Below are 15,477 nucleotides of genomic sequence, written 5' to 3'. Positions count from 1 at the left end.
CGGCGGCCCCCTGCCGGAAAAGGGCATGCATAAAAGACAAAAAGGAGACAGGTGAGGCAGATGGGAAAATCCGATGAAGAAATCGCTCGGGAAGCCGGGATGCTTCCCATTGAAGAGGTGGCGGCGAAGATCGGCATCGGCCGCCAGGCCCTTGAATTGTACGGGGATTATAAGGCGAAGATTCGCGAGGATCGTATCGAAGGATTGGCCGGGCGGCCGGACGGAAAATTAATTCTCGTCACCGCCATTTCCCCCACCCCCGCCGGGGAGGGAAAGACGACCGTGGCCATCGGCCTGGGGGATGCCCTGCAAAGGCTCGGTTTGAAGTCCGCCATCGTCCTGAGGGAACCTTCGTTGGGACCCGTGTTTGGCAGAAAAGGGGGAGCCTGCGGCGGCGGGTATGCCCAGGTCGTCCCGATGGAAGAGATCAATTTGCATTTCACCGGCGACATTCATGCCGTCGGCGCGGCCAACAATCTTTTGGCCGCCATGATCGACAATCATATTTACTTCGGCAATCCCCTCGGCATCGATCCCCGCCGGATCACATGGAAACGGGCCGTGGATATCAACGACCGGCAGCTGCGCAGCATCGTGGCCGGGCTGGGCGGAAATGCGAACGGCGTGCCCAGGGACGACGGCTTTCAAATCACCGCCGCTTCGGAAGTGATGGCCATTCTGTGCCTGTCGGAAAATTTGGCAGAGATGAAAGAGCGGCTAAAAAACATCATCGTCGGATACACCCGGGACGGCCGGCCGGTCACCTGCGGCGATTTGAAGGCCCACGGAGCCATGGCGGCCCTGTTAAAGGACGCGTTGAAACCGAATCTGGTCCAAACCCTCGAGCATACTCCCGCCTTTGTCCACGGCGGTCCCTTCGCCAACATCGCCCATGGCTGCAGCAGCATCAAGGCGGCCAGGCTGGCGTTGAAGTGCGCCGATTACGTGGTGACGGAGGCCGGTTTTGGCTCCGATTTGGGCGCGGAAAAATTTTTCGACATCAACTGCCGTTTATTCGGCCTGAAACCGGCGGCGGCCGTCGTCGTGGCCACCGTCAGGGCCTTGAAGATGCACGGAGGGGCCGCCCTGGAAGATGTCGGCAAGGAAAATCTCGACGCCTTGGCAAAAGGCTTCCCCAATTTGAGCAAGCATGTGGAAAATATGCAAAAGGTATTCGGCCTGCCCGCCGTCGTGGCCATCAACCGATTTCCGTCGGACAGCGAAGCGGAATTGGACTGGCTGGCGAAAAAATGCGAAGAAACGGGCGTAAAAGCCGTCCGGTGCGAGGTTTGGGCAAAAGGGGGAGCCGGCGGAGAAGCGTTGGCGAGGGAAGCGGTGAAACTGGCCGAAAGGGAAAGCCGTCTTTCCTATGCCTATGACCTGGACGACCCGATTCCGGTGAAAATCGAAAAACTCGTCCGCCGCGTTTACGGCGGAAAAGGGATTGAAATCACGGCGCAGGCGGAAAAAGCGATCGAAAAACTGGAAAGGATGGGTTGCGGAAATCTTCCCATCTGCGTCGCCAAGACCCCCTATTCCCTGTCCGACGATCCGAAAAAATTGGGGCGACCCGCGGATTTTACGGTGACGGTCCGGGACGTGAAATGTTCGGCCGGTGCGGGTTTTCTCGTCGTCTTTACCGGGGATGTGCAGACGATGCCGGGACTGCCGAAAAAGCCCGCCGCGGAAAGCATCGATGTGGACGGAGAAGGGCGGATTTCCGGCCTGTTTTGACGCGGGAGGAGGCGGGGAGTTTGCGGCGTCGGGGGTTTTTTCTTCCCGTTCATGGTCCTGCGGCTGGAAGGAATCCCGATCCGGGGGATCGATCCCGAAAAATTCCTCCCTCGGGGACGATGGGAAAATTCGCAAGGGGCTTGCCGGGAACGGCATTTTCCTTTCTGTCTCCTTTTCCGGCGCCGCAGGCGGAGTTGCGGGAAAAGGGACGGAAAACAGTTGAAGATTCCGGGATTCCCTGTCCGCTCCCTCTGCCGGAACGGGAAAAGGGCTTGATCGGAGATCCGCTTTATGGAAAAATGAGGGTTGCGAAATGAAGAAAGCGGGCCATTATTTCCTGCGCATTAAGGTGGGAGGAAGATGCATTCGTTGATAAAACCTGAGGACACGTGGCTGTTATTGGGATTTTTGACCGGCTGGGCCGCAGCCAGCATCTATTTGGAACAAAAATACCGATGGGCCGCTAAGATTTCCGGCGCCGTCATCGCATTATTCGGGGCGTTAATCCTGGCAAATCTGAACATTATCCCGGCGGAGTCGGATGTTTACGATGCGGTTTGGACCTATGCGATCCCCCTCGCCATCCCGATGCTTCTTTTCCAGGCGGATTTGAAAAGGATATGGCGGGAGAGCGGAAGGATGATTGTCATTTTTTTAATGAGCTCCTTCGGCACGGTGATCGGGGTCTATTTGGCCTTTTTAGCGTTGAAAGACCGGATCCCCCACCTGGATAAGATCGGCGCGATGATGACCGGGTCCTATATCGGGGGATCGGTCAATTTTGCCGCTTTGTCGGCGAAGTTTGAAACTCCGGGAGAGCTCGTTTCCGCGACGGTGGTCGCCGACAATGTGATGATGGCCGTTTATTTCTTCGTTTTGATGGCGATTCCGGCTTTTTCTTTTTTCCGCAAACATTATCCGACCCCCCATATCGACGCCTTCGAAAGGGAGGCGGGGAAAAATCCCGATGCGGCGCCGTCTTCCTTTTGGCGGCGGAAAGAAATATCGCTAAAAGATATCGCGTTTACTTTCGCATCGGCATCCGTCATCGCCGCCGTCTCCTTCAAGCTCGCCGAGATCTTTGACGGGCTGATTCCCTCCGGGGATCAGGCATCCTTTCTGATGAACACGTTAAACGGGATGTTCGGGGACAAATATTTGATGTTAACGACGGTGACCGTCATCGCCGTGACCGTTTTCCGGAAGTTTTTCGGAAACTTGCGCGGGGCCCAGGAAATCGGCACCTTTTTGATTTATCTCTTCTTTGTCGTCATCGGCGTGCCGGCTTCCGTTCCCCTCCTGTTGAAAAACGCGCCGCTCCTGATGGTTTTTGTTTTCATCATCGTTTTTGTCAATATGGCGGTGACCCTTATCACGGGAAAATGGTTGAAATTCACCTTGGAAGAAGCCCTCTTGGCGACCAACGCCACCATCGGGGGGCCGACGACCGCCGCGGCGATGGCGGCCGCCAAAGGCTGGGACCGGCTGATCGTCCCCGCTTTGCTGGCCGGGATATTCGGGTATATGATCGGAAACTATGCGGGGAGCATGATGGGATATTTTTTGCACGCTTTGCTGTAGAGGACGGGAACCCCGTCCTTTTTTGTGTGTCCGGGATGGGTGCAATCTATAGGTGAAATTCCCGGGCTGCGAAGGCAAGAGCGGCCGTTCGCCGGACGCAATGGTTTCCGCGGCGCCGCGGAATGGGGAGGAAAACGGGCGGCAACGGGCCGCCGCGTACGGAAAAATTTTCGGGCGAGGGCCCGCCCTTTTTTATGAAAAAATTTTTAATGGAAAAATATTTCCCTTTGCCGATCCGGCGGCATATCGGCTGGCAGGGAAGTTTTCCTTTTTACGGAAAATTTTCTGCAAAAGCAATATTAGGTCTTTTGCAAGTATTCAATTTTCCTATTGTTCTATAAAATAATCGTAAGCGGTGTTGTGCATAAAAATTCCGGAAAAAGAAGGGCCGTCAACATATTCTTTTTTTAAAAGCGGGGATTTCCGAGATTTTTATACGCCGGATTGTCCTTTTTTTCTTTCCTGTTGCATAAAAATAAAGTAGTTAAACGAATCACATATTACCGACTGTTGCTGCCGGCTGTCCGCCATTCGGCGGTTCGGGGCCTGGGTTCGGAATCTATTTTTGTGGAAGGGGAGGGAGAACGTTGGAAAAGTTTTTGAAACTGATCCCTGTTATTCCCGAGGAACAAAAATATTGGTTTATCCAAACAAGAGGTTTAAAAAAGGGAGATTTGACCATTGAAAAAAACTATATCGGCATCCGTTTGCCGGTCCTCCTGAATACCGGCCAGATGGCCGCGGGCATGGCCGATTCCCAGGGGGTTTCCGAGAGGATCTCCGGGGAAAGGGAAGAGTACCGGCAACTGTTAAAAATTTTTTGCTGCGAGATCAATCAAGGGGATTTGATCATCGTGCCCGCCGATGAATGGACGAAGGTCCATTTCGGCATCGTCCGGGACGGGAAGGAAGAGGCCTTTCCGACCGATAAGGGAGGATGGAAGACCGGGGAAAATCCGGGGCCCCAATGGCCGGTGATGAAGAAAAGGGAAGTCCAATGGGTGAAATCGGTGGGAATGGAGGAGCTGGATCCCCACCTGTTCCGGCTGTTTTATACGAAATTTCCCATTTCCGACGCGGGCCAATACGCGGATTTTATCGATAAATCCTTGCATGATTTTTATATCAAAGGGGGACGATGCCACTTCATTTTGCATGTCCAAAGGCGGGAACCGATCAAGGCCCGCCATTTCATCCCTTTCATGAACGATCTTCTGTCCATCGCCGATGCGGCCGCGGACGGGGACGATGCGGATCTGGACATGAAGGTGAGCGTCCAGTCCTTCGGCACGATCGAGCTGATCGGCCAGATCCCCAACATCATTATTACTTCGTTGGTCGTCGTCGCCCTGATCGGCGGAAAAACGAAAGTGTTCGGATTTGAACTTGATACGCCGGGCATCGTCGGGAGGATACTCGAATGGCTGAACGTCCGGAAAGGGGAAAAGGAAAAGGAAGCGGAACAGCCCGATTTGATCGAAAAGCAGGCGGAAAGGTTGAAAACCAACGCGGAAAATCTGGAGATCAAAATCCCGGATGAATTGCAAAAGGCGCTGCAAACCTATTTGGCGGAATCGGGGGAGGAAAAATCCGAGAAGCAAAAGGTGCGCGAAACGGAATAGCCGCTCATTCCTGCTTATACCGGTTTTCCACTTTACAAAAAAATTTGATCGTCAAAACGGCCAGCAGCAAGGATAGGATCTCCCTCGTATAAAAAAAGCCGATGGTGCTGTCCTTCAATATTTGCAGCTGGAAAAGGGCGAGATCATACAAAAGAAAGAAAGCGGCGGCCAAAAGAACGAACATATTCACTTGTGAGACGAGACCGATGATTTTTCTCATGTTTGACACCTCTACAAAACATCTTATTCATAACTCCATTAAAGTTTCCTGGAAAATATGATAACATTTTCTCAATGAAAAACAAGGGACAAAAGGGAAGGCGGAGGGCTGGAAGAGGCGGAGCCGCGGATATTCCATCCGCCTCTTTTTCTGCCTTCCGGATTCCTTATATTCAATTTTCTATGCTTATGCTATGCTTAAAAGGCATGAAAAATTTTGTCAAAATCGGGGATTTGCGGACCCGCAGGAAGCGGGGAAACCGCATGGGCCGCGGCGCCTGATCCCGCCTTGAACGCAACAATGCCTTGCGGACTTCGCTGCCGAACGGAAGCCGTGAGGCCTGATCCCGCCTGAACGGGGCCCCTCCGGAAAGCGGAAATCGAAAAAATTTTTGCGGTTTTCGGAGCCGGGATGGCGGCCGGGGAGAGGGAAAAATCCTTTTTCTGTGCTCAACCCTTGCAATTTCGCATTCACGCGCGGATGGCGATCGGAAAGGCGGCAAACCTGCCGGGACATCCGGATTTGAATCCGGCCGGAATTGGATCGGGCTTGCATGCATCGACGGCCGGCCCCTTGGCACCGCCCGGTTTCCTGGGACGGATGAACGAAAATTGAACCGTAAAAATAAACCGTACGAGGGAGTGAACGAAGTGATTTGCCCAAATTGCGGAAGCGAAAACGAACAGGGAAAATTTTGCGCAAAATGCGGGGCGAATTTGGCCCGGGAGGAAAGATCTTCCGAACAAGACGGGCCGGAAGGCCAATCCGCCCCGGATTTTCCGGCATCTTCCCGCACCCCGCATCCTTCACGGGCGGACAACGGGTATGGGGAAGGGACAAAGACCGTCTTTCGGCAGTATTTCAAACATGCCTTGGCGGCACTGAAACGGCCGTTTCGTTACGGAAGCACCCGAAACGAGGAGTCCATGGTCCACGGCATCATCACCGTCGTATTATTTTCCTTTTTCATGAGCCTGTTTTTGTACGTGACCGTCGATAAAGCGGCCCGATTTTACAACAGAAGCGTGGATGCCTTGTTCGGCGAATTCTCCGGCCTGGGTTTTGCGGGCGCTTCCTTCGGCAATCATTTTCTGAAGCCGTTCATCATTTTCTTGCTTTATTTCGCTGTCATCATCGCCTCGGTTTACGGCGTCTTAAGAATGATGGACGTCAAGACGTCCATGAAGGAGGTGGCCGCCAGATACGGCGCCTTTTTGGTGCTGCCGACGGTCATCGTCCTGCTCGTCGTCCTTTTGACGCTGTGGAATGTGGGCGGCGTTTTGTTGGCGGTTTTAAGCCTGTTTCTTTTCTTGACCTTGGCCCTCAGCTTCGCCAGCGTTTTCTACAGTTACAAGGACGAAGGCGGCCGCCGGTTCGATCCGGTATACGGCACGCTGGCGGTTTACGTCGTCAATCTTTTCCTGCAATTTTTGTTCGCCGACATCTTGGTTTCCTCTTTCTTCCACGTGTTCGGCTGGTAAGCCGGAAAGCCGATCCTTTCGGAGCAAGCGGCATCTTTGCGGGGACGGAAGGGAAGTCCTGCGGCCGCCCTTTTCGCCGGCAGGGGGCCGTCCGGAGCGGACGGGCGGAAGGATGAAGGGATGTTTCTTTAAAAATTCATCGGCAAGCGGGGCATTGCGCAGAAACGAGGATGAGGGGGCTGTTCGGCCCCCTTTTTTCATTGACTGGGGAAAGGGTTGGGAGCGTCGGTTCTTTCTTGGGCTGAGCCAAAGCGTGAAAGGATTTTTTTATTCACGGCTTTACAATTTCTTACACATGTAATATATTTATTACATATGGAACAAATTCAAAACGGAGATCGGTTGCTGAGAGTTTTGGACGCCTTATCAAACCCTTACCGGATGAAGATCATTGAAGCGCTTGCCGAAGAAAGACAATTCGTCAGCCAGCTGGCAAGGAACTTGGGAATCAGCCGGCCGCTGTTGTATTTGCACTTGCAAAAACTGGAATCGGCCGGACTTGTCAAAGGGCATCATGAAGTCTCCGAAGACGGAAAGGCGATGAAATATTATGAACTCGTTCCTTTCCGGCTTCTGATCGACGAAAAAGCGATCGCAGGCGCGGCCAAAACGGTGACTTTAAAAAAGAAGGAGGGGAATGATTCATCGCGCCTTTAGTCAAAACAAGGAGAACGCATCCCCCGCGGCCCGCGGCGGTTCTCCTTCGCTCTTCGGTTTCCAAAAGCATCCGCCGACTCCGGAGCGGCGTTATTTTTCGGACATGTATTTCTTGCTTAAACGGCGCTGCAAAGCAGCAAGTTCGTGGCGTGTGAACGGCGCAGGCGGGGCCGGCCATGAACCCCTGTTTCTTTGCCGGGCGGGCGGGGGAGAATTCCGCATGCGGCCGGTCTCGGGGTGACCGCTTTCCTTTCCCCGGCAGCTGAAAGCTTCGCCGCACCGTGGCCAATTCAAAGATCACCCCAACGGAGAGCAATTGAAGAAACAGGAGGTGGATAGGATGGTTTTTTCCCTGATGGATTCCCTCTATCAGCTTATTGCCTTCGTATTCTTTGTGGTTCCGATTCCCTTGTTGATCGTCGCGGCTATTTTTATATACCGGACCGTCAAACGTTCGGAGAGGCGGGCCGAAGAAAGATTGAAATTCGAAAAGGAAAGGGACGCCTTCCAGCGGCGGCAGGCGGAACTTTTGCATGAGATGAATGAGCGGCTGATCCGCATTGAAAATATGCTGAGGGAAGTGGAATGAAAAACCTTGGGCGGGCGGCGTTTTCCCCAGGGCGGGAAGGGGCCGCCCCATTCCATTGCCGTTTCGGACGCGGATTTGGTTTGCTTGCTGCATCATGTACATGTCTAGCCCTGGCAAAGATAAGTATTGCTCACTTCATGAACGCTGGAATTCAGCTTTTCTTCGATGATGGAAATCGCCTTATTTTTACCGATTGATCAATAAAGTCTCGGATTTGTTCGTCTTTGCTTCCATATAAGTCCTCATCTTTTTTATTTGGGCCGTATCTGCAGAATGGACGATATATTGATAGAAAATATGACAATTGGATCGCATCATATGTCCAACGAGCGCGTCTGCAGACTGTTAAAATCGTCAAAGTCGATGCCGCTTGTTTTCAAATCCCGATCGGATACGACATTTATCGATATATTATTTTCCCTTTCCTTCAAGCTCGCTATTAGAAGCTAACGGATTATCTTTTTTATTTGCTTTTCTCTTCATATCGACAATGGCAATATAACAGGGAAAAGGATCCTTTTGAAATCCGGCTTCCCATCGTTTTAGCATCCTTTAAGCGATTCAATCGGATGAGATGGCAGAATGCTTGCGATACCTCCCCTTTCGGATTGGATAACTCATTTGTCGGAATGGAATGGCTGTCCCGTTGCATAACTTTAATTGCGTTTGTTCCAACGGTTATCAAACGGTGGAAAAATTTTGAAAATGACATGCCTGGACCATTAATCAAATAAAGAATAGGCTCGGAATATATCTTATTTTACAATGGATATGTTCGAAGCAGGAAAATCTCAATTATCATTCGGAGGAACGGCATGAAGGAGAAGCTGTTGTTTTCCCTCGTGATGCTCATCTTTGGCAGCATCGGCCTGTTTGTCAAGCATATCGCCCTGCCGTCGGGCGCCGTCGCTTTATTCAGAGGGGCTTCCGGGAGTTTGTTTTTGTTTCTTGCGGCCCTCATCATGAAGAATAGGCTGCGTTTCAAAACGACGAAGAGGAATTGGATTTTGCTCCTTTTGTCCGGAAGCGCCCTCGGGCTCAATTGGATTTTTCTTTTTGAAGCCTATCGGTATACGACCGTTTCCGCCGCCACCCTCGCCTATTATTTCGCCCCGGTGTTGGTGATGGCGTTGTCCCCGTTCGTTCTGAAGGAAAAATGGACGGCAAAAAGCGCTGCTTGCATTGCGGTTGCGATGGCCGGCTTGTTTTTCATCCTCGGGCAGGGGGAAGAATCCGTGGCCGGCGGTTACAGCCACCTTGCCGGCATCGGGTTCGGCCTGCTTGCCGCCTTATTTTTCGCGGGAGTCGTTTTGCTGAACAAATGCATAAAGGATTTTCCCGGATACGAAACGGCCCTGATCCAGCTGTTTTTCGCCGCCCTCGTGCTCTTTCCCTATGTCGCCGCGGCCGAAGAAATTCATCTGTCCCGACTGGACGGCCGGTCGGTGTTTTTCTTGCTGGTCGTCGGGATCGTCCACACCGGGCTCGCTTATTTCCTTTATTTTTCTGCGATCAAAAAATTGCCGACCCAGACGGTTGCGGTTTTGAGCTATTTCGATCCGGTCTCGGCGGTAGCGATGTCCGCCCTCGTTTTAAAGGAAATGTTGACATGGGGCCAGGTCGTCGGGGGAATTTTTATTTTGGGCGCCGCTTTTTTCGGCGAATTTTTTGCGGCAAAAAATGCGGCAAAAAGTATGGAAAAAAAGACCGGCCCGGAAGAGGGACAAGGTTGACGGGAATCGCCGTTTTGCGGCGTACGCGGCGGAAGCCGGAAGGCACAGCCCCAGGGAGACGGAAAAAGCCCTCGGGGGCTTTTTTTTGTTTCTGAAAGGGGCATCCCCGGGCCGCAGCTGCAGCCTGTCCCCTTCAATTTTCCTCTCCGTTGGCGATAAGGGGCTCTCTCTTTGCCGTCCTTTTTCCGTTGTTCTCTTCCCCGTCCTTCCATTCCTTCTTTTTCCAAAATCCGCAGCCGAGTCTTCCGCATTTTTTCGGCGGACAAGTGCCCAATGGGCGGAAAGTGAATAGAAATATATAGGCAAATGCGGAATTTTCCCGCGGCCGCGGAAAAACGCATGGGCCGGGGTAAGGAACACTCATCTTCGTTTAGGAAATCGGCCAAAATGAGCTGACGATCGTTGCGAAGCAAGTAAGGAACACTCATCTTCGTTTAGGAAAGGCGGGAGTCGATGAGAAAGATCGCTGGGATTCCCCGCAAAACGGGGGCGTTTATCTCCCTGTTTCTCGGCATCGTGTCTGTCGTTGAAGCCGCAAGGCTTTATCCGTACCGCACCGATTTTTGGGCTGGTGACCATGTCTTTCCGGGGCTGATCGGGGCAATCTTGGTGGCGGCGGGGTTATTTCTGCTCCTGAAAAGAGAGGAATCTTCCCGACGATTTGTGCTGCCCGGGGGGAAAATCGGGAGGAAGATGACCGCCACCGCCGGCGTCCTGATTTCGTATTGCCTGCTGATCGGGTATGCGGGATATGTTTTCAGCACCTTCCTCGCGTTTCTTTTTTTGCTAAGGATCATCGGAAATTACCGGTGGGCGGATTCCGTCCTGTTTTCCGGTCTGTTTACCTGCGCCTTGTATCTTCTGTTTTCGGAATTTTTGAAAACCCCGCTGCCGAACGGATTTCTATTTTAAGGATGGAGGAGCGACATGGAGACGTTAATGTTTCTGCTGAACGGTTTTCAAGAGGTGCTGACCCCTTTCAACCTGCTGATTGTCGCCGCGGGTTCGGTCGTCGGGACGATCGTCGGGGTCCTTCCGGGGCTCGGACCGACCTCAGCCATCGCGATTTTGCTGCCGGTCACGATGGTGCTGGATCCCGTCCAGGGAATCATCATGATGGCGGGGATCTATTACGGAGCCATGTACGGGGGATCGACGACGGCTATTTTGATGAATATTCCCGGCGAATCCTCCTCCGTTCCGACCGCCTTGGACGGCTACCCGTTGGCGCGGCAGGGAAGGGGGGGAGCCGCTCTAGGCATCGCCGCGATCGGCTCTTTTGCCGCGGGGATTTTCGGCTTGATCGGGCTCGTCTTATTAGCTCCGGTTCTGGCCGACCAGGCATTGAAATTCGGCCCTCCGGAATATTTTGTCCTGCTGTTGATGGCGCTTCTTATTCTTTTCAATATTTCCGGACGGTCCTTTTTGAAATCGGTCATCATGGGCGCCGCCGGGTTTCTCGCCTCTTTTGCCGGCATCGGTTTGTCATCGGGGGTCCCGCGATTTTCCTGGGGGATTCCGGTTTTGGCCGGCGGCATTGAGCTGATCAGCATCATCATCGGTTTTTTCGCCATAACGGAAGTGCTGAAGGGGCTTGAGGAAAGAAGGGTCCGGATCCAACAAGAGCACATCAAAAGGACTTTTCCGGGCAAAGAAGACTTGAAGCGGAGCGGAATGCCGATTGTCAGAGGGAGCCTCCTCGGCTTTTTCCTCGGCATATTGCCCGGATTTTCGGCGACGGTCACCTCCTTTCTTTCCTACGACTTGGAAAAAAGGCTTTCCAAACATCCGGATCGGTTCGGGAAAGGCGCCATCGAAGGGGTGGCGGGACCGGAATCGGCAAATAACGCGACCAGTTCCGGAGGCTTTATCCCCCTTTTCTCCCTGGGCATTCCCTCGTCTCCCCCGCTGGCGGTTTTATTGGCGGCGTTCATGATCTACGGGCTGACGCCGGGCCCGGTTTTGTTCGAGCAAAACAGCGCCTTTGTATGGACCGTGATCGCCAGCATGTTCATCGGCAATATCATCCTGTTGGTTCTCAATCTTCCGATGGTCGGATTGTGGGCAAAACTGACCGAGGTGCCCTTCGGCCTTTTGGCTCCGGCCATTTTAATGATCAGCCTCCTGGGCGCCTATTCGGTGCGGAACAGCCTTTTCGACTGTTTGGCGGCCGTCGCCTTCGGGCTCCTCGGTTATTTGTTCCATAAGTTTCAATGGCCGGTTATTCCATTTATTCTTTGCTTCGTTTTGGGACCGAAAATGGAGATGGCCTTTATCCAATCGTTGGAAATCTCTTCGGGAAGTTGGTTGATTTTCGTGCAAAGGCCGGTTTCCTTTGCCCTGCTCGTCTTGGCGACGGTTTTGTTTATCCTTTCCTCGGTGTTGATGAAAAGAACCCGGAAAGGGAAGGACACCGGGAAGGGAGCGGGATTAAAGGAACGGCAGCCAATTCGGACGATCGAAACATGGGAGGGAAAGGGTTCATGAAAAAATTTATCACATGCCTATTGGCTTTATTCCTCATGGCGGGTTTAGCCGCCTGTGCGTCAAGCGCTGCGATCACTTCCGAACCGGAAAAAAAGGGCAGCCGGTATCCTGAACGGCAAATTGAACTCGTCGTGCCATTCGCCGCAGGCGGAGGAGTGGATCTGGCGGCCAGGGCGGTCGCCGAATATTTAAGCAAGGAGTGGGGAAAGCCGGTGATCGTCGTCAATAAGACCGGGGGCGGCGGGATCGTCGGTGCCCGGTACGCGCTTTCGGAAGCCAAACCGGACGGATATACGGCGCTGATGAACAACAATTCGTCGACGACGATGTATGAGGCGGGAACGAACCGCCCCGTTCTCCGGCTGAAGGACCATATGCTCGCCGCCCGCGTCGCCGAGTCCCCCCTCGTTTACGCCGTCCGCGCCGATGCGCCGTGGAAGGATTTGCGGGAACTGACCGAATGGGTAAAGGAAAATCCGGAAAACTTGTCCTGGGCAAGCGTCGGCCCGGCCGGATTTTCCAGCTTCGGGGTGGCGGAATGGCTGAGCGCGGCGGGGATCGACTATAAAAAAACGAGGATGGTATCGAGCGAAGGGGCCAGCGATTCCGCCGCGAAAGTGGCCGGGGGTCATGTGCTTTTGGCCGTGCATAATGCCGGGGAAGTCTATTCCCTCGTGCAAGCGGGAAAGCTGAAGGTGCTGGCCGTCCAGGACGGCAAACGGAGCCCCTTATACCCCGACGTGCCGACGACGGAGGAACTCGGCTTTCACGGCTTGACGGTCAAATGGTGGACCGGGATATCCTTGCCGGCGGGAACGCCCGAGGCGATCGTCAAAAAGTGGGAAGCGGCCGTCGCCAAAATGGAGAAGGACAAAGGCTTTATCGGGCAGCTGGAAAAGATCTATCTCCAGCCGTCCTATTTGCCCTCAGCCGAGTTTAAACGGTCGGCGGAAAGGGAGCTGGACTGGTACGCCGAGCTGGCGGAAGAAACGGGCATTCGCAAGTGATTTTCCGGTTTCTGTTGGATGCGAAAGAGCAATTGAGGCGGCCATGCCGCCTGATTCGCCGGAAATCCGGCCGCCGTTGCCCGAAAGGGAAGGGGATCGCCCGCCCTTTGCCCGCCGCCGGTTTCCAAGGAACCCTGACAAACCGGTTCGAATCATCAAAAAATGGAAAAACACCTCCAGCGGGAGGTGTTTTTCCAAAGTTTGTTGACTGCCGGCGGTGCGGTATTGCGGCAAGCCAAGGTTTGCTGTCGGCCCGCCCGGGCGGGCGCGCCTTCCCCGGATGCGAGGAAGGACATGTTTTAATGCCCCTTTGCGGATTCCGCCAGGGAGCCGGAAAAAGCAGAAGGATGGCGGAAAGCCGCCGGATAAAGGGACTTCATCCCCTTGGGGAAACGGCCGGAAAGGGCCGTCCGGTGGAGACGATCGGTACCGATTTGGAGAGCCGGCGCCCGCCTGCCGCTTTTCGATCCGGGCGTTTTCCCGAAACGGGGGCACCTTAAGGCCGGTGCCGGCCGTTATTTCTCGAGATAGACTTCGGTGAACGAATCGTTCATCGGATGGGCGACAAACCCTTTCACATATTTGGCCTTCGCCAGGGGCGGGGCCGTATGGGCGAGCAAGACCCAAGGCGCATCCCGGAAGACGATTTCCTGGGCCTTTTGATAAAGCTCGATCCGTTCCTTTTGATCGATGGTGACCCTCGCTTTTTCGAGCAGACCGGTTAACTCGTCGCTTTTGTAGAAGGCAATGTTGTTGGCCGGTTTCTTTGTGTTCGTTTTGCTCAAATTCGGATAGAGGAAGTTGTCGGGATCGGCCAAAACGCCCGTCCATCCGAAGAGGGCCATCGGGTGTTCGCCGTTCTTCACTTTGTCCAGGTAGGTGGCCCATTCGAAGGTTTTGATTTCGGCCTCAATGCCGACCTTCTTCAAATCGGCCTGGATCGCTTCCGCCACTTTTAACGGCTGCGGCAAATAAGGCCTCGGATTGCTCATCGCCCACAGTTCGGTCTTGAAGCCGTCAGGGTATCCCGCTTCCGCCAGCAATTGTTTCGCCTTTTCCGGATCGTATGAATAACCCGGAATCCCGTCATTGTATCCCCAAAGGACGGGAGGAAGGGGATTTTTCGCCGGTTCGGCCAATCCGTTAAAGAAGGCGTCGATGATTCCCTGCTTATTGATGGCCATGTTGATGGCCTGGCGGACCTTCACATCATTAAAGGGCGCTTTTTCCGTGTTGAAGGCCAAATAGGAAATGTTAAAGCTCGGCCGTTTGACAAAATCCAGGTTTTGGTCGGACTCGACGGCGTTCTTATCGTCGGGATTGAGCCCGTCCATGATGTCGATATCCCCGGATTTGAGGGCGCTCAAACGGGCGGAATTGTCGGGGATCACCCGGAAGATCAGCTGGTCGAGATAGGGCTTCCCTTCTTCATAATAGTTTTCGTTTTTGGTTAAAACGATCTTGTCGTTGCGGTCCCAGCTCTCGAATTTGAACGGGCCGGTTCCCACCGGATGTTCGCCGTATTTGTCGTCATATTTTTTGATCGCCTCGGGGCTCGATATCCCGAACATGGGAATGGCCAGGTAACTGAGGAACGGGGCGATCTTTTCTTTCAATCGGATCTCGACGGTGTAATCGTCAAGGGCCTTCACATGGACGATTTTATGGTTTTCGTCCCCTTTGAATCCCCCGTAAAGGAAGGTGTAGTAGGTAAAGTCCCCGTCATGGTAAGGGTTGTTCGGATCCATCCAGCGCTCGAAGTTGAAGACGACTGCATCGGCGTTGAAATCCGTGCCGTCATGGAATTTGACCCCTTTGCGCAGATGGATGGTCCATGTCAACCCGTCTTCCGACGTTTCGTAAGAAGTGGCCAGTCTCGGCTTGATGTTTAAATCGGCGTCGTATTCAAAGAGGGTTTCGAAGATGTTGTATGTAACACGGATGGATTCTCCGTCCGTGACGTTGATCGGATCGAGGGAGACGGCGTCCGCTCCCCGGCCGAAGATCAATGTTCCCCCTTTTTCCGGTTTTCCGGTGCCGCCGTTTGCGGCTTTTTCCCCGTCCGTCTTATTGCCGCCGCAGGCGGACAGGACGGATGCGAATAAAAGTAGGATCGTCAATAAGAACGCTGTTTTCTTCATCCTGCATCCTCCTTTTGATTGTCATTTGTTTTTGCACGCCTTTTCCCCGGAGGACTTCCTGCGGACAGACATGCAGCCTGATCTTGCGGTTCGTACGGTTCCGGCGAGGTTCCCAAACCGCTTTTCCCGGCCGGAACATGCCGGTTATTTTCCCGGCGGATCCCCCCTTGATGCGAAAGAAATGAAAAAAAACTTCTTCCGATAAGAAGAAGTTTAGCAAAGAAA

General features: G+C 53.5%; 12 protein-coding genes. 10 read left to right on the top strand and 2 right to left on the bottom strand.

What is annotated here, in order from left to right; genetic code table 11:
* Positions 1-60: 60 nt before the first annotated feature.
* The 3 genes from A3EQ_RS0117380 (at position 61) to A3EQ_RS0117355 (ending at position 4,937) form a co-directional block, all read left to right on the top strand.
* A complete protein-coding gene (locus A3EQ_RS0117380; RefSeq protein ID WP_020156429.1) occupies positions 61-1,734 on the top strand; it encodes a formate--tetrahydrofolate ligase in 1,674 nt (557 codons plus the stop codon).
* Between the two features lie 360 nt (positions 1,735-2,094).
* The gene (locus tag A3EQ_RS0117365; protein ID WP_020156426.1) at positions 2,095-3,315 is read left to right on the top strand and encodes a DUF819 family protein; all 1,221 of its coding nucleotides are present in this window, start codon (positions 2,095-2,097) and stop codon (positions 3,313-3,315) included.
* Between the two features lie 587 nt (positions 3,316-3,902).
* Positions 3,903-4,937: a hypothetical protein gene (locus A3EQ_RS0117355; RefSeq protein ID WP_020156423.1), complete on the top strand. Its 1,035-nt coding sequence runs from the start codon at positions 3,903-3,905 to the stop codon at positions 4,935-4,937.
* A gap of 4 nt (positions 4,938-4,941) precedes the next feature.
* Here the strand turns inward: A3EQ_RS0117355 and A3EQ_RS0117350 are convergent, their stop codons facing one another.
* Positions 4,942-5,157 (bottom strand): hypothetical protein, encoded by a 216-nt coding sequence (locus tag A3EQ_RS0117350; protein ID WP_020156422.1) that lies wholly within the window; start codon positions 5,155-5,157, stop codon positions 4,942-4,944.
* A gap of 611 nt (positions 5,158-5,768) precedes the next feature.
* Here A3EQ_RS0117350 and A3EQ_RS0117335 point away from each other — a divergent pair.
* The 7 genes from A3EQ_RS0117335 (at position 5,769) to A3EQ_RS0117280 (ending at position 13,111) form a co-directional block, all read left to right on the top strand.
* Positions 5,769-6,638 carry a zinc ribbon domain-containing protein gene (locus A3EQ_RS0117335; RefSeq protein WP_020156419.1) on the top strand — a complete coding sequence of 290 codons (870 nt, stop codon included), beginning with the start codon at positions 5,769-5,771 and terminating at the stop codon, positions 6,636-6,638.
* Between the two features lie 342 nt (positions 6,639-6,980).
* Complete coding sequence (locus tag A3EQ_RS0117325) at positions 6,981-7,295, top strand: ArsR/SmtB family transcription factor (protein WP_020156417.1); 315 nt, start codon at positions 6,981-6,983, stop codon at positions 7,293-7,295.
* Between the two features lie 340 nt (positions 7,296-7,635).
* Positions 7,636-7,884: a hypothetical protein gene (locus A3EQ_RS0117315; protein WP_020156415.1), complete on the top strand. Its 249-nt coding sequence runs from the start codon at positions 7,636-7,638 to the stop codon at positions 7,882-7,884.
* Positions 7,885-8,699: 815 nt separating this feature from the next.
* Positions 8,700-9,617, top strand: coding sequence for a DMT family transporter (locus A3EQ_RS0117305; RefSeq protein WP_020156413.1), 918 nt, complete (start codon positions 8,700-8,702; stop codon positions 9,615-9,617).
* A 453-nt stretch (positions 9,618-10,070) separates the two neighbouring features.
* Entirely contained in the window at positions 10,071-10,529 is a 459-nt protein-coding gene (locus A3EQ_RS0117290; RefSeq protein ID WP_020156410.1) for a tripartite tricarboxylate transporter TctB family protein, read from the top strand.
* Positions 10,530-10,544: 15 nt separating this feature from the next.
* On the top strand, positions 10,545-12,104 hold the full coding sequence (locus tag A3EQ_RS0117285; protein ID WP_020156409.1) for a tripartite tricarboxylate transporter permease: 1,560 nt from the start codon (positions 10,545-10,547) through the stop codon (positions 12,102-12,104).
* Complete coding sequence (locus A3EQ_RS0117280) at positions 12,101-13,111, top strand: tripartite tricarboxylate transporter substrate binding protein (protein ID WP_020156408.1); 1,011 nt, start codon at positions 12,101-12,103, stop codon at positions 13,109-13,111. The genes A3EQ_RS0117285 and A3EQ_RS0117280 overlap by 4 nt, the downstream gene beginning before the upstream one ends.
* A 515-nt stretch (positions 13,112-13,626) precedes the next feature.
* Here A3EQ_RS0117280 and A3EQ_RS0117270 read toward each other — a convergent pair.
* Positions 13,627-15,252, bottom strand: coding sequence for an ABC transporter substrate-binding protein (locus A3EQ_RS0117270; protein WP_026500051.1), 1,626 nt, complete (start codon positions 15,250-15,252; stop codon positions 13,627-13,629).
* Between the last annotated feature and the right edge of the window lie 225 nt (positions 15,253-15,477).

This window comes from Caldibacillus debilis DSM 16016 (assembly GCF_000383875.1).
Taxonomy (GTDB): Bacteria; Bacillota; Bacilli; order Bacillales; family Caldibacillaceae; genus Caldibacillus; species Caldibacillus debilis.
This window is presented reverse-complemented; position numbering and strand designations above follow the sequence as displayed.

Bases quoted from the DNA above. Each gene is read 5' to 3' on its own strand.
- A3EQ_RS0117380 (WP_020156429.1), top strand. From the start codon at position 61: ATGGGAAAATCCGATGAAGAAATCGCTCGGGAAGCCGGGATGCTTCCC.
- A3EQ_RS0117365 (WP_020156426.1), top strand. From the start codon at position 2,095: ATGCATTCGTTGATAAAACCTGAGGACACGTGGCTGTTATTGGGATTT.
- A3EQ_RS0117350 (WP_020156422.1), bottom strand. From the start codon at position 5,157: ATGAGAAAAATCATCGGTCTCGTCTCACAAGTGAATATGTTCGTTCTT.
- A3EQ_RS0117315 (WP_020156415.1), top strand. From the start codon at position 7,636: ATGGTTTTTTCCCTGATGGATTCCCTCTATCAGCTTATTGCCTTCGTA.
- A3EQ_RS0117305 (WP_020156413.1), top strand. From the start codon at position 8,700: ATGAAGGAGAAGCTGTTGTTTTCCCTCGTGATGCTCATCTTTGGCAGC.
- A3EQ_RS0117290 (WP_020156410.1), top strand. From the start codon at position 10,071: ATGAGAAAGATCGCTGGGATTCCCCGCAAAACGGGGGCGTTTATCTCC.
- A3EQ_RS0117285 (WP_020156409.1), top strand. From the start codon at position 10,545: ATGGAGACGTTAATGTTTCTGCTGAACGGTTTTCAAGAGGTGCTGACC.
- A3EQ_RS0117280 (WP_020156408.1), top strand. From the start codon at position 12,101: ATGAAAAAATTTATCACATGCCTATTGGCTTTATTCCTCATGGCGGGT.
- A3EQ_RS0117270 (WP_026500051.1), bottom strand. From the start codon at position 15,252: ATGAAGAAAACAGCGTTCTTATTGACGATCCTACTTTTATTCGCATCC.